Genomic DNA, 14,730 nt, shown 5'->3' on the forward strand with positions numbered 1-14,730 from the left:
CATTAAAAAGATTATTCTTTCGAAAAATTTCTCCTCTGACAAAAGGACAAGCCCTTTCTTTATTTCTGGCGGGATTTGTGTTATGATGAAGGGAGGAAAAAGGAGAGAATCATGTCTGTTATTGAAAAAAAATCGGTTATGGATAAATTAACCAAGGCAGCTCATTTGATTGATATGAGCGATATTATTCGCGAGGGAAATCCTACCTTGCGTGCTGTAGCTGAGGAAGTCAGCTTTCCCTTATCTGATCAGGAAATCATTTTAGGTGAGAAAATGATGCAGTTTTTGAAACATTCTCAAGATCCTGTCATGGCGGAAAAAATGGGGCTCCGTGGCGGAGTCGGGCTAGCAGCTCCCCAGCTGGATATTTCTAAGCGAATCATCGCTGTACTGGTGCCAAATCTGGAGGACGAAGAAGGAAATCCACCTAAAGAAGCCTACTCACTAGCTCAGGTCATGTACAATCCTAAAGTTGTGGCCCACTCTGTGCAGGATGCAGCTCTGGCTGACGGCGAGGGTTGCCTTTCCGTCGACCGAGAAGTGCCGGGATATGTTGTGCGTCATGCGCGAGTGACCGTGGATTACTTTGATAAGGACGGTCAAAAACACCGCATCAAACTCAAAGGCTACAACTCAATCGTGGTTCAACACGAGATTGATCATATCAACGGCATTATGTTCTACGACCGCATCAACGAAAAAAACCCATTTGCAGTGCAAGATGGCATGCTGGTGCTGGAATAAAGAACTCACATATATCAAGCAAAAATACCTAGACGTTCTCACGTCTAGGTATTTCTTTTACATTATTCTAAGTACCTCGATCCCAGAAAAGAGCCAAGAGGATCACAGCGCCCAAGACTGAGGGAAGAATGGCTGTGTCCGCTAACATCGGTCCCCAGTGGCCAAAAAGCAATTGCCCAAGCCATGAACCAAACCAGCCCAAGAGGATTTTTCCGATACAGCCCATACGCTCTCCACGGCTGGTAATAGCCCCAGCCATGAGACCAATAATAAAACCGACAAACATACTACCAATCATATAGGATCCTTCTTTCTATGTTTCTAAGAATACTTTTCAAGAAGCAGGTGGGAGCTGTCAGATTAAAAGTGCCCGTCAAAACAACTTAAAATCTTAGATTGCCCAGTCTCCATTGCGGAAGATTGGCACACGGCTACCATCTTCACGAATACCGTCAATATTCATCTGGTTAGAGCCAATCATAAAGTCCACGTGAACATCTGAACGGTTGAGGCCCGCAGCTTCAAGTTCTTCTTCGCTCATCTCTGCTCCACCAACAACGCTGGTCGCATAGGCTGCACCGATAGCCAAGTGGTTTGAAGCATTTTCATCGAAAAGGGTGTTAAAGAAGGTAATGCCTGACTGAGAAATCGGGCTTGGATCTGGTACCAAGGCACATTCACCCAAGGCACGCGCACCAGCATTTTCAAAGACAAGATCTTTCATGACCTGATCACCCTTCTCGGCTGAAATATCCACGATTTGTCCATTCTTAAAGGTTACCTTAATACCTTCGATGATATTTCCGTTATAGCTAAGTGGTTTTGTAGAAGTGACATAGCCATCTGCATGACGGAAGTCAGGGGCAGTGAAGACTTCTTCTGTTGGCATATTGGGTAAGAATCCTTCTCCCTGTGCATTGATAGCACCAGCTGATTCCCAAACGTGGTTCTTTGGCAAACCAAGTATCAAATCTGTTCCTGGTGCAGTATAGTGAAGGGCTGAGAATTGTTCTTTATTGAGCATTTCTGCCTTACTCTTAAGGATAGCAGCATGCTCTTCCCAAGCCTTCACGGGATCTTCTTCGTAGACACGGCAAGTTTTGAAGATTTGGTCCCAAAGGAGGTCCACTGCTTCTTCGTCGCTTGCTGCATTTGGGAAGACCTTCTTAGCCCACTCTGTACCGGCTGCAGCAGCGACTGTCCAGCTGACTTTATTGGATTGGGTTGCGATACGCATTGGCTTCATAGCAAGTCCCATAGCTTTTGCAGAAGCTGAAAGCTTGTCAGCGTCCACTCCGTTTAAGGCACCTGGATCAGAAGAACGGACACCGAGACGGCTAGCCTTATTCTCCAAGAGATAGTTCATCTCAGCAATCTTGTATTCTGGGACATTGTCCAAGCGGTCCATCGGTGCATGGAGGAATTTCTCCCGCGTACTCAAATCATCTGCCCACTGGACGATGACCTCGTGAGCCCCCAGAGCATAGGCCTCCTTGACAATCAAGTGAGCCAGCTCACGCTGCTCCACATCAATATTGAGTGCTACCGTGTGACCAGGTTGCACATTGATACCATTGGCAACCAATAGTTTAGCATATTTTTCTAAGTTTTCTTTAAAATTTGGCAGAACCATGCTGCTTCTCCTTTTCTCTTTTTATTTCTCTTTAAACAGGGACAGCAGGCTAACCGCTGCCACAGTGCCGCAAATCAAAGCGGTCATTTTCAAAATTGTATCTGGATCTAGGTCCAGCTGGTAATCAAACACCTTTTGCGCAGGCTTATCCTGAGCGGAAATGGTCAATTTCATAAAAACCTCTTTCTATATTTTAGAAAAACTCATCAAACAAACTCAACTGGTTATCTTCAGGCATATTGCCCAGAATACCCATGTCGTCCATTTTTTCGACTAGGGTGCTAGAGAGGCCGCCACGTTTGCGGAGCTCTGTCTTAGAGAGAAATTCCCCTTCTTCCCGCGCTCTGACCACTTGGCGGGCAACGTTATCACCCAGACCATCCATGGTAGAGAAAGGAGGGATAAGGGTGTCTCCTTCGATGAGAAATTCGGTCGCGTGGCTCTTGTAGAGATCCAGCTTTCCGAATTTGAAGCCCCGCTCTAGCATTTCATTGACGATTTCCAAGGTCGTATAAAGGTCAATTTCTACATTGGAGGCTTCGTTGTTCTTGCGCTTTTCAGCGATTTCGTTCATCCGGCGTTTGACGGCATCAAGGCCTCCACTCATGGTCTTGATATCAAATGCTTTAGCCCGGATAGAGAAGTAGGCACAGTAGTAATAAATCGGATGATGCACCTTGAAGTAGGCCACTCGCAGGGCCATCATAACGTAGGCTGCCGCATGGGCCTTGGGGAACATGTACTTGATTTTTCCACATGACTCGATGTACCACTCTGGCACATTGTTTTCCTTCATGGCTGCGATGTAGCCATTGCGCTCTTCTTCAGAAATTTTCAGCCATAGACCCTTCCGCACGCGCTCCATGATCGTAAAGGCCATCTTAGGATCCAAGCCCTTGTGCATGAGGTAAACCATGATGTCGTCCCGACAACCGATAACGGTGGACAGGTCGGCAATTCCTTGCTTAATCAAGTCCTGGGCATTGCCCAGCCAAACGTCCGTACCATGAGAGAGACCAGATAGCTGTAAGAGCTCTGCAAAGGTCGTCGGATGGGTCTCATCAACCATGCCCCGTACAAAATTGGTTCCAAACTCCGGAATTCCCAGCATACCAGTCGGCGTGCCAATTTGCTCCTCAGTCACACCCAGAATGTCTGTCCCAGAAAAGAGGGCCATGACGCCAGCGTCATCCATAGGAATGTCATTTGGATCAATGCCAGACAAGTCCTGAAGCTTCCGAATCATGGTCGGATCATCGTGTCCCAGAACGTCTAGCTTGAGAACATTTTCATCGATATCGTGGAAGTTGAAGTGGGTAGTCTGCCACTCGGCCGTCACATCGTCAGCTGGATATTGAACCGGTGTAAAGTCATAAACATCCATGTAGTTGGGGATAACAACGATTCCACCCGGGTGTTGTCCAGTCGTCCGCTTGACTCCGGCAGCTCCCTGCGCCAGACGCTCAACTTCTGCATCCCGGTAGAACTTCCCGTAGTCGCGCTCATAGCCCTTGACAAATCCATAGGCCGTCTTAGCCGCAACGGTACCAACAGTTCCAGCCCGAAAGGCATACTCCTCACCAAAGATGTCCCGCACGTCCAAGTGGGCGCTCGGCTGATCTTCTCCAGAGAAGTTCAAATCAATATCGGGTACCTTGTCCCCGTCAAATCCAAGGAAGGTCTCAAATGGAATATCCTGACCATTTTTACTCAGCTTGTGACCGCACTCTGGACAGTCCTTATCAAGCATATCAAAGCCAGAACCATAGGATCCATCCGTGATGAACTCGCTGTATTGGCATTTGCCACAGACATAGTGGGGCGACAAGGGATTAACCTCGGTAATTCCAATCATAGTCGCGACAAAGCTGGATCCAACAGACCCCCGTGAACCTACCAGATAGCCCCGCTCGTTGGAGCGTTGCACCAACATCTGCGAAGCCAGATAAATCACGGCGAAACCATTCCCCAAGATAGAGGTCAGCTCTTTTTCGATCCGCAAGTCCACGATATCTGGCAGCGGATTGCCATAAATCTCAAAGGCTTTTTGATAGGTCAGCTCGGCAACTGTCTCCTCAGCCTTGTCAATGAAAGGCGTATAGAGGTCGCCCTTGACCACCTCTACCGGCTCAAAGATCTCCGCCAGCTGATTTGGATTGGTGATGACCAACTTCTTAGCTAAGTCCTCGCCTAGGAAGGCAAATTCGTCCAGCATCTCATTAGTGGTCCGGAAGTGAGCCTTAGGAAGCGGAGCCGGCTGGGCATTTTCACCGTGACCAATGGTCCGGTTAATCATGGCTCCCTGGCCGAGACTCCGGACGATAATCTCACGGTAAATCTCTTCTTCCGGCTCGATATAGTGGACGTTCCCCGTCGCAAGAACAGGCTTGCCCAAGCGATCGCCGACCTCAATCAGATTGCGAATAATGGTCTGCAGTTCTTCCTGGTCTTTAATCTGCTCCTTGGCAATCAGCGGCTCATAGATAGCTGGCGGCATGACCTCGATAAAGTCATAATACTTGGCTACTTCGACAGCCGCATCCACCCCCTGAGAGACAACAGCATCATAGACTTCGCCTTCTGAGCAGGCTGAGCCTAGAATCAGGCCTTCACGATGGGCATCCAGCACGGTCCGTGGAATCCGAGGGACACCTTCAAAATACTTAGTATTGGACAGGCTGACTAGCTTGAAAATATTCTTGAGCCCCGTCTGATTTTTCACATAGATGGTCGCATGCTTGACCCGAGCCTTCTTATAAGAATTCTCATCAACCAGATCCGTATTCAAATCCTTGAGATTGGTCACACCATGCTTTTCAGCCACATCCTTGATAAAGATAAAGAGGAGGCGGCCCGTCGCTTCCGCGTCATAGTTGGCCATGTGATGATGCTCCAGAGCAATCTGGAAACGCTTGGTCAAAGGCCCCAAACCATGGCGCTTGTATTCTGGATAGAGATTGCGGGCAAATTCCAACGTATCAATAACTGGCTGAGTGATTTTCGGCAGGCCATGCCGCTCATAATTGACATTCATAAAGCCCACGTCAAAGGTAGCATTATGGGCAACAAGGACACTGTCCTGGCAAAATTCCTGAAATTCTTTCAACACTTGCTCCAGCGGCTTAGCATTGCGGACATGCTCATCTGTAATCCCGGTCAGATCCGTCGTAAAGGCCGACAGAGGATGCCCAGGATTGATAAATTCATCAAACTCAGCGATGATATTGCCCTTGTGCATCTTGCTAGCAGCGACCTGAATCAGGTCATTGTAAACAGCTGAAAGTCCCGTCGTTTCCACGTCAAAAACTACATAGGTCGCATTGCTCAGCTCCATGTCTACTTCATTGTAGACGATGGGCACCCGGTCTTCGACAATATTGGCCTCCATGCCGTAAATCAGCTGGATACCAGCCTTCTTGGCAGCCTTGTAGCCATGGGGAAAGCTCTGCACATTGCCATGGTCGGTAATGGCGACAGCCTTGTGGCCCCACTTAGCTGCTGTTGCAACGATTTCCTCGACCTCAGGCAGGGCATCCATAGTAGACATATTGGTATGGGCATGAAACTCAACCCGTTTCTGCCCCTCAGGCATCAAGTCCTTGCGCTCATAGTGGGTAACTTCCTGCACATCCTGCACATTCATGGTCAGGTCGCGGGTGAAGTTGTTCATCTCCACATTTCCGCGCACGCGTAGCCAGGCGCCTTTCTTAATCATGTCAAACTTCTTGGCTTCTTCTTCGTTTTTCATCCATTTCTGCAAGGAAAAGCTAGAAGTATAGTCTGTCATCTTGAAATTGAGCAAGACCCGGCCGGTCCGAGTAACTTTCTGCTCTAGGTCAAAGACCATTCCCTCGAAGACCAAACGGTTTTCCTCAGTCTGAACTTCAATCATAGGGGTAATCTCTGCTTTATCTAAGTTTGGCTTTGCTGCAGCCTTGCGAGCTTGAAAATCGTAGGCTGGTTTTTCCTCTGGCGGCGGTGCCATCTGCTGGAGAGATTCCATGGCCTTGAGCGCATCTTCATTGGCCGCCTGAATAATCTTGTCATTCTCCGCTTGGAAATTCTCCGCTTGCTGCTGGGTCAACTCATCGCTGTGCTGGACCTGACAGGTCAGATGAGGAAAGCCGTACTTGACCAGCTGCTGGCTGAGATTGGGCAGATGATTCTTGCGAAAATGCTCCGTGTCAATGGTCGAAGCCCCCTCAATCAGCAACTTATCCCCATCCAAATGAACCTGCAAATCCTGATACAGACTCTTGAAGCCATGACTGGCACAAGGTCCCTCTTCAAAGGCCAGCTGGTAATAAGCCTGCAAGAGCTCATCGGTCACTTGCGGAGCTGAACAGTGAATTTCAAAGATCGCTTGATTGCCTGTCTTCGAAAACTCTTGAGCTAAGCGCTTCTGTAATTCCCTAAAAATCTCTATGGGCAGAATATTCGCAAAAGAAAAATGAAACTCCCAGACCCGACTGACCTTGTGGACCAGAACCTTCTCGATTTCTGCATTCAAAAAGGCCTCTGAATTTCTCATTTCCAGTGGCATATCCAGTTGATGCATTAAAATTTCAAACTTGTTTGACATGATATTTCCTCGTACAGTAGTGACCCTATTTTACCATAAATCAGCACTTTTTTCGATAGAAAAAGAGCGGAGTAAAGTTGTTGATGCCTATATATTTATATATTTTCTTGTCTTAAAATTAAGTTATGCTATAATAGAACAGAACATCTATCCAAAGGAGTCTGAATCATGAAAAAAATTCTCTTAGCTAGTGCCTGTCTGCTGACTTTAACTGCCTGCAGCATGCCTAAGCAAACTAAGCACGAAAACAAACCCAACCAAAGTCAGAGCCAAAGCAAGCCAAAAAAAGAAGAGAAAGTAAAAACCAAGACTTTTGCTTACAACATGCCTAACGGATACAATAATAAAATTGTCGCTTATTATCAAAAAGATAAGATTCTAGCCTTCGATTTTATGGCTACGAAACCGACTCAAGAGGACGAGCAAAACAAGAGTCCTGAAGAAATCAGTAACATTTATCAGGAAGAATTGAAAGCCAGTGACTTTTATGATAAATTCAGCAAGTTAGATGGAGTCACACTTGAAATCAAAGTTTCAGAGGACAAGAAAACCGTTGCACAAGTTGCCCACTTTGATCTCAGCAAAGCAAAAGAAAAACAAGTCATGGCTGCTTTAGGGGAAACAACTAAAGATAACCTATTCAAAAAGCTTAAGGAAAAGCCCGAAGATTTCTTTGCTTTTCTGCTATCTCAAGGATTCACAGAAGAATGAAATCTTTTCTGACTGATTTCTTTAACTTTAGAAACTATCCTGTCTTGCTAGCCAAGTCCTTAGTTCGCCAGCAAGAAAAAACTTAGAAAATATTTTTTTAGAGCAAGCTATTGGCATTCACTTCTCCAATAGCATGATTTTCAAGGAGTTTTTATGCGCTTAACTAAAAAAACTGTTTTTATTGGTATCGCTTCTCTTCTTATTTTGGGCTTAGCTTCATGGGGAGTAAATTTATTTCTCGTTATGAACAACGCTCAGAAAAGTTTTGATAAAAATTTTATTCACTTTCAAGCTAAAAGTGATGACAACGAAACTTTTATTACTCAAGGCATCGGAAAAAAAGAAGCCTATAATTTATCCTACTCTCCTGCTAAGAAGACCATTGAGATAAGCAAATCGACTAAAAATGGAGATATCTATTCTTCCGATTCCATTTACGGAGCAGTAAAAATCTATGATATAAAACAAAACGCTAATCGCTATGTCTTCATAACAGCTGCAAAACCAATAATCGTTGACTTTGGAACAACTTCAGTCAAGGTAACTTATGACGGAGGTCATTTTGAAACTCCATACTCTGAGCTACATTTTGGTGAATCTTTCCCTAGTGAAGACAACTAGATAGAAAGTATTCCAGGTCGTCAATCTTTATTTATGAACTAACCGAGCTAATAAGCTATGGTTAGTTTTTGTTTGCAAAAAAAGCGGTTGAAACCGCTTTTTATCTTAATACTGCTTCTGCCAACGCTTTTTGAATGGCAATGACGCTTTTATCACTTCGGAAAGTTAGGGTTTCGGCTGGTTCCTCAGCGCTGGAAACCCAGATTTTCAGCTCAGCGTCTAGGTCAAAGTGGCCAGCCGTTTCCACTGAAAAGCGAGAAATGGAGCGATAAGGATAGGACTTATAAGCCGTTTTCTTGCCTGTCACTCCCTGCTTGTCCACCAAAATCAAACGCTTATCTGTAAAGACAATCAAGTCGCGAATCAGACTGAAAGCCAACTCCACATCTTCTGCTGGCGTCAGAATGTTCTCCAATTCTCTTTCTGTTTTTTCAATATCTTTCTGAGAAGCATTGCCCAATAAACCGCTGAATAATCCCATGTTTCGATCCTCCAATTCATTTTCCCTACTATAGCATTTTCAAGGCCAATAAGCAAAAGAAAGAGGCTGGGACAAAAGTCCTAGCCTCTCAATTGTCTTTGGATTGTCGAGCAAGACGCAGTGGTTGAGTGGGCTCTATTACGCTGATTTCATCAGCTTTTACAGCCCTACTCAACTGTGCGGAGGTGGGACGACGAAATCGAATTCTAACGAATTACCGATTTCTGTCCCACTCTCTGCTTTTATTTTGTCAAAATAGACAAGGTTTCTAGCAGATTATCGGCGTGGACTTCGATGGTATCGCCCGTAGCCTTAATCTTGACTTCGACGATGCCTTCTGCGGCTTTTTTACCAACTGTCACGCGGATTGGAAGACCAATCAAATCGCTGTCGCTGAACTTAACACCCGCACGCTCATTGCGATCATCCACCAAGACCTCATAACCAGCATTTAGCAAGTTAGCCTCAATTTGGTCTGTTAGACCCAAGGCTTCCTCATCCTTGACATTGACCGGAATCAAGTGCACATCAAATGGTGCTAGCTCTTTCGGGAAGTTGATGCCCCAAGCATAGCGGAATTCACCCTTAGGAGTTTTATTGACAAAGAGGCGAGCGTGTTGCTCCATAACAGCGGAGAGGAGACGGCTGACACCGATACCGTAGCAACCCATAATCATCGGTACTGCTCGGCCATTTTCATCCAAGACATTGGCATTCATGCTGTCAGAGTAGCGAGTTCCCAGCTTGAAGATATGCCCAATCTCAATCCCACGGGCAAACTTGAGGATACCTTGACCGTCCGGAGACACTTCACCTTCACGAACTTCGCGGATATCCACATACTCAGGGTTAAAGTCACGGCCTGGATTAACACCAGTCAGGTGGTAACCATCTTCGTTAGCGCCAACCACAGCGTTAGCTAGGTCTTGCACCTTGCGGTCAGCGATGATTCTTACGCCTTCAGGCAGATTGACTGGACCTAACGAGCCAAAGCCTGCGCCCAAGAGTTGACGAACTTGATCTTCACTCGCCACATCAAAGAAATCTGCACCCAAGTGGTTTTTCAGCTTGACTTCGTTGAGTTGGTCATTGCCGACAAGGAGGGCTACGACAGGCTTTTCATCAGCCATGTAAACCAAGGTCTTGATTGTTTCTTCTGTATCAATTTGTAGGAAAGCTGCTACCTCATCAATGGTCTTGCAGTCAGGAGTTTCTACACGCACCAACTCTGCTTCCGTCACTACCTTTTTGTTTGGTTTGTAAGCATTGGTTGCCATTTCTAAGTTAGCTGCATAGCTAGATTCGCTAGAGTAGGCAATGGTGTCCTCACCAGAAACCATCCATTTAAGCAATTCTGCCTTGATTTCTTCTTGCACTTCTGAAGGAATCTCATCAAATGAGGCAACTGACTTGTCCAAAACGACCCAACGGTCAAGGTCTGTACGAGCAGGCGTGATTGCCATAAATTCCTGACTATCCTTACCGCCCATGGCACCACCGTCACCGATAATGGCTTTGAAATCCAGCTCGCTGCGAGTGAAGATTTTCTCATAAGCAGATTTGTACTCATCATAAGTCACATCCAAACTATCATAGTTGGCATGGAAACTATAACCGTCTTTCATGATAAACTCACGGGTACGAAGAAGGCCGTTACGCGGACGCTTTTCATCACGGTACTTAGGCTGGATTTGATAGAGATTGAGTGGTAATTGCTTGTAAGACTTAACAGAGTCACGGACAATGGAAGTGAAGGTCTCTTCGTGTGTAGGACCTAGGATAAAATCTGATTTTTCGCGATTTTTCAGCTTGTAGAGGTCTTCACCATAGGTCTCGTAACGACCTGACTCGCGCCAGAGATCTGCACTGAGCAGAGCAGGCGCCAGCATTTCAACCGCACCAATTTTATCAAACTCTTCCCGCATGATTTTTTTAGCTTTTTCAATGACACGGTTAGCCAGTGGCAGATAAGAGTAAACTCCCGCAGAAACTTGGCGAACATAGCCAGCCCGCAACATAAGGGCATGGCTGATAACCTGAGCATCGCTTGGCATTTCGCGCAGCGTTGGGATTAGCATTTTACTTTGTTTCATAAAAACAAAACTCCTTCATAGAATATTTTTCAATCTTTTAAAATGTTAGAAGAACAATTTCATAATATCATTCCAAGTCACAGCAATCATAAGGACAACCATGACAGCTACCCCTGCAAGGGTAACATAGCTTTCTGTTTCCCGTTTCAAGGGTTTACGACGGATAGCCTCAAGGATATTGAGGACAATTTTTCCTCCGTCCAAGGCTGGAATCGGAATTAGATTAAAGATCCCGATATTAAGGGATAGCATAGCTAAGAGACTCAGAATAGCCGACAGACCTTGCTGAGCCGCCTGACTGCTGACATTATAAATAGCAACTGGACCACCTAATTTATTTAAATTAAAGTTAAAAATCAAATCTTTCAAGGCTGTCAAAATCCGACCTGTGGTCGTCCAAGTAGCGGTAAAGCCTCCGATCACCTTGTCCCAAAAACCAGTCTTGATAGCAGGTGAAACGCCCAATAGATAGCGATCCCCCTCTTTTTTGGGTTCAATGTCCACCTTGTGAGTCTGACCCTCGCTCTTATAAGTGATGGTCAATTTTGGTACATCTGCCTTATCTTTGGTCGCTTCTGACACGGCTTTGGTTAGGTCATCCCAGTTTGCAATCTCATAATTGTTGACTTTCAGAATCTGGTCATCGCTTTTCACCCCTGCCTGGGCAACGGCGCCACCTTCCAGCACCTGAAAATGATTGCTGTTTTCATCTTGGACACCGCCTTGCAGAAAGGCCAAGAACATGAAAACTAGAATACTCAAAATGAAATTGTTCATGGGACCAGCAAAATTTGTGATAAGGCGTCCCCAGATAGTCGCATTTTGATACTGGACATCCAGCGGAGCAATCCGAACTTCCGTTCCATCTTCCTCAACAATAGTCGCATCATGATCGACAGAATAAGTCTTGCTTTCATCTAAGACCAGCCCTGTAATCTCCAGCTTTTCTTCAAAATCAAAACTGGTCACATTCATAGGCAGAGCCGTCTGATCGATTTTCTTGCCAGACAGATTGATCCGGACGACTTTCCCCTCTTCATTAAGAGTTAAACTTGCTGGCGTACCTGTTTTGATTTCTGTCGAATCCTCGCCCCAGCCAGCCATGCGGACATAGCCACCTAGCGGCAGAATCCGAATCGTGTAGGCTGTTCCATCCTTGCCAATATGAGCAAAGATTTTCGGGCCCATCCCAATGGCAAACTCACGGACTAGAATGCCTGATTTTTTGGCAAAGTAGAAATGTCCAAACTCATGAACCACCACGATGATCCCAAAAATAATAATAAATGTAATAATCTGCATAAGTGTAATCTTTCTCTTAAGATTGTTCAACTAAGCTAAAAACGCTTCGTTTGATGGCACTCAAGTTTCTTAGAACAAGCCGAAGAAGTGCATCAGCGGAAAGACAAAAAGCAAGCTATCAAAGCGATCCAAAACGCCGCCGTGACCAGGAATAAACTTCCCTGAGTCTTTGACACCAAAGTGACGCTTGATGGCGCTCTCTACCAAGTCGCCGAATTGGCCAGCAATACTAAAGACAACTGTCAAGAGCAGCATGGTCACAAAGCTATACGGAGTGGCAACTTGCGGACGAATAAACATAAAAATTGCAGAAACCAGCACGGCTGATAGAATTCCTCCAATACTGCCTTCAATGGTTTTATTTGGCGATACCTTTGGCAATAATTTTCTCCGCCCGTAGCGGGTACCAACCAGATAGGCCCCACTGTCTGTAGCCCAGACGATAAAGAGAGCCAGCAAAACCTTGTCTACATTCACCAAACGGGCATCGATCAAAGCATTAAAACCTAGACCAACATAAAAACTAGAAGCAATCGGATAAGCCGCATCTTCAAAGCTATAAGAGGAACCTAAAACAGTCGCTCCTAGCAAGACGAAAACGACCAAGCCATAAGCCATCACATTGCCGTCCACAGGTAAAAATTTCAGGTAGTTCTCAAGTGGCAGGGTTAAGACAAAAGCTGCCAGCATAGCCAATCCACCCTCTAAGGTCGCTGTCGGAAGCCCCTTCATCTTAAGCAATTCATGTACTGCCAGCATGGCTAGAAGACCAACGCTGATCTGGAAGGGAATCCCTCCCATCTTCACTAAAGGAATAAAAATAGCTAGAGCAATTCCTCCAAAAAGAAGACGTCTTTGTAAATCTAAACTCATCTTTTCCTCCCTCCTTTATACACCGCCAAAGCGTCTATTGCGACGATTATACTCTAAAACCGCATCCTTCAAAGCCTTCTCATCGAAATCTGGCCAAAGAATATCTGTAAAATACAACTCGCTATATGCTGTCTGCCAAGGCAGGAAATTACTGAGGCGCAGCTCACCACTCGTCCGAATGACCAAGTCAGGATCCCGCAAACTTGCAGGCAGACTGCTGGTATAGAGATAATCTCCAAGCATTTCTTCTGTAATATCAGCTGGTTGGACTTTCTCATCTAAAACATCTTGGGCAAGCTTCTGAACTGCCTGATTGATTTCAGCTCGTCCGCCATAGTTTAGGGCGAAATTCAAAATCAACCCCGTATTCAAACGAGTCAGCTCCTCAGCCTTCTCCAAGGCCTCAAAGGTAGCTTTAGGAAGTCGCTTCGTGTCGCCAATCATTTGAATTTTCACATTGTTTCTGTGCAATTCTGGCACATAGCGATCATAAAACTCAACCGGCAAATTCATAATGAAGGATACTTCTTTTTCTGGTCGCGTCCAATTTTCCGTTGAAAAGGCATAGACTGTCAAGACCTGCACGCCCATCTCCTTGGCTGCAATCGTTACCTCTTGCAAAGCTTCCATACCTGCCTTATGACCGAAGACACGTGGCTGCATGCGTTTTTTTGCCCAACGACCATTGCCATCCATAATAATCCCTATATGCTTGGGAACAAGCAAGGCCTCATCGAGCTTTTCTTTTTTCTTAAAACTAAACATATTTTTTATCCTATTTAAAGTTTTATCATTTTATTATATCATAAATCCCTTAAATGTGGGCAGGAGAGCTGATTTTTCATCTGTCAGAACTGATAATGAAAAGATAGCAGTGCCCACGAACAAGTTTCAATAGCATTTTGCAAGTATAATATTGCAAAATATAAGCTTACTCATGCCTAAAAAAGAAAAGAGGCTGGGACAAAAGTCCTAGCCTCTCAATTGTCTTTGGATTGTCGAGCAAGACGCAGTGGTTGAGTGGGCTCTACTACGATGATTTCATCAGCTTTTACAGCCCTACTCAACTGTGCGGAGGTGGGACGACGAAATCGAATTCTAACTAATGACCGATTTCTGTCCCACTTTCCATTATTCTATTCTTCAATCGCAGAGTCTTCATCAGAAACAGCGATATCACCCTCTACTCCTGCGGCAGCTGGGATACCCTCTGTCAGTGGCAGAACAGTTCTGATAGCTGTCAATTCAAATGTCAAGAAAACACCGTCCACGTCCAAGACAACTGTCTTGCGCTCTGAATCAACTTCATCAACAGTTCCGTAAAGACCACCAATGGTAATGACCTCATAGCCTTTTTGCAGTTTGTTGAGGCTTTCCATACGTTTTTCAGCTTGCTTTTTCTGTGTCCTTACTTGGAAATACATCATTCCAGCCATCACAACCAAAAAAATAAGCAGCACTTTTAGATCCATTTCTCTTCTCCTTTGGAATTCATATCGTAACTACTATAGCAGATTTTGCCCATTTTGACAAGGTAGAAAATGATTTCCAAAAAAAAGAGGCTGGGACAAAAGTCCTAGCCTCTCAATTGTCTTTGGATTCTCGAGCAAGACGCAGTGGTTGAGTGGGCTCTATTACGCTGATTTCATCAGCTTTTACAGCCCTACTCAACTGTGCGGAGGTGGGACGA

13 protein-coding genes are annotated in these 14,730 nt (G+C 45.3%); 3 read left to right on the forward strand and 10 right to left on the reverse strand.

Annotated elements, in window-relative coordinates; genetic code table 11:
- Positions 1 to 111 precede the first annotated feature (111 nt).
- Positions 112 to 744, forward strand: coding sequence for a peptide deformylase (def, locus tag FXF62_RS05555; RefSeq protein ID WP_149517980.1), 633 nt, complete (start codon positions 112 to 114; stop codon positions 742 to 744).
- A 67-nt stretch (positions 745 to 811) separates the two neighbouring features.
- Here the strand turns inward: def and FXF62_RS05560 are convergent, their stop codons facing one another.
- From FXF62_RS05560 to FXF62_RS05570, 4 genes are all read right to left on the reverse strand, one after another.
- A complete protein-coding gene (locus FXF62_RS05560) occupies positions 812 to 1,042 on the reverse strand; it encodes a GlsB/YeaQ/YmgE family stress response membrane protein (RefSeq protein ID WP_005591872.1) in 231 nt (76 codons plus the stop codon).
- Between the two features lie 93 nt (positions 1,043 to 1,135).
- A complete protein-coding gene (locus FXF62_RS05565; RefSeq protein WP_149517981.1) occupies positions 1,136 to 2,377 on the reverse strand; it encodes an aminopeptidase in 1,242 nt (413 codons plus the stop codon).
- A 21-nt stretch (positions 2,378 to 2,398) separates the two neighbouring features.
- Positions 2,399 to 2,551, reverse strand: coding sequence for a hypothetical protein (locus tag FXF62_RS10745; RefSeq protein ID WP_000778898.1), 153 nt, complete (start codon positions 2,549 to 2,551; stop codon positions 2,399 to 2,401).
- Positions 2,552 to 2,570: 19 nt separating this feature from the next.
- A complete protein-coding gene (locus FXF62_RS05570; protein ID WP_149517982.1) occupies positions 2,571 to 6,959 on the reverse strand; it encodes a PolC-type DNA polymerase III in 4,389 nt (1,462 codons plus the stop codon).
- A gap of 168 nt (positions 6,960 to 7,127) precedes the next feature.
- Here FXF62_RS05570 and FXF62_RS05575 point away from each other — a divergent pair, with 168 nt between their 5' ends.
- Both FXF62_RS05575 and FXF62_RS05580 read left to right on the forward strand, forming a co-directional pair.
- A complete protein-coding gene (locus FXF62_RS05575) occupies positions 7,128 to 7,670 on the forward strand; it encodes a DUF1307 domain-containing protein (protein WP_149517983.1) in 543 nt (180 codons plus the stop codon).
- A gap of 153 nt (positions 7,671 to 7,823) precedes the next feature.
- Positions 7,824 to 8,291, forward strand: a complete 468-nt coding sequence (locus tag FXF62_RS05580; RefSeq protein ID WP_149517984.1) for a hypothetical protein — start codon at positions 7,824 to 7,826, stop codon at positions 8,289 to 8,291.
- Between the two features lie 100 nt (positions 8,292 to 8,391).
- Here FXF62_RS05580 and FXF62_RS05585 read toward each other — a convergent pair whose 3' ends face one another.
- The 6 genes from FXF62_RS05585 to yajC all read right to left on the reverse strand — a co-directional run bounded on the left by FXF62_RS05585 (position 8,392) and on the right by yajC (position 14,512).
- Positions 8,392 to 8,772 carry a PH domain-containing protein gene (locus FXF62_RS05585; RefSeq protein ID WP_149517985.1) on the reverse strand — a complete coding sequence of 127 codons (381 nt, stop codon included), beginning with the start codon at positions 8,770 to 8,772 and terminating at the stop codon, positions 8,392 to 8,394.
- A gap of 242 nt (positions 8,773 to 9,014) precedes the next feature.
- Positions 9,015 to 10,865 (reverse strand): proline--tRNA ligase, encoded by a 1,851-nt coding sequence (locus FXF62_RS05595; protein ID WP_149517986.1) that lies wholly within the window; start codon positions 10,863 to 10,865, stop codon positions 9,015 to 9,017.
- A gap of 45 nt (positions 10,866 to 10,910) precedes the next feature.
- Positions 10,911 to 12,167, reverse strand: coding sequence for an RIP metalloprotease RseP (rseP, locus tag FXF62_RS05600; protein WP_149517987.1), 1,257 nt, complete (start codon positions 12,165 to 12,167; stop codon positions 10,911 to 10,913).
- A 69-nt stretch (positions 12,168 to 12,236) separates the two neighbouring features.
- Positions 12,237 to 13,040, reverse strand: coding sequence for a phosphatidate cytidylyltransferase (locus tag FXF62_RS05605; RefSeq protein ID WP_149517988.1), 804 nt, complete (start codon positions 13,038 to 13,040; stop codon positions 12,237 to 12,239).
- 15 nt (positions 13,041 to 13,055) lie between these two features.
- Positions 13,056 to 13,805: an isoprenyl transferase gene (locus FXF62_RS05610; protein WP_149517989.1), complete on the reverse strand. Its 750-nt coding sequence runs from the start codon at positions 13,803 to 13,805 to the stop codon at positions 13,056 to 13,058.
- A 371-nt stretch (positions 13,806 to 14,176) separates the two neighbouring features.
- Positions 14,177 to 14,512 (reverse strand): preprotein translocase subunit YajC, encoded by a 336-nt coding sequence (gene yajC / locus FXF62_RS05615; RefSeq protein ID WP_149517990.1) that lies wholly within the window; start codon positions 14,510 to 14,512, stop codon positions 14,177 to 14,179.
- Positions 14,513 to 14,730: the final 218 nt, after the last annotated feature.

It is taken from the genome of Streptococcus cristatus, from assembly GCF_008369405.1.
Lineage (GTDB): Bacteria > Bacillota > Bacilli > Lactobacillales > Streptococcaceae > Streptococcus > Streptococcus cristatus_G.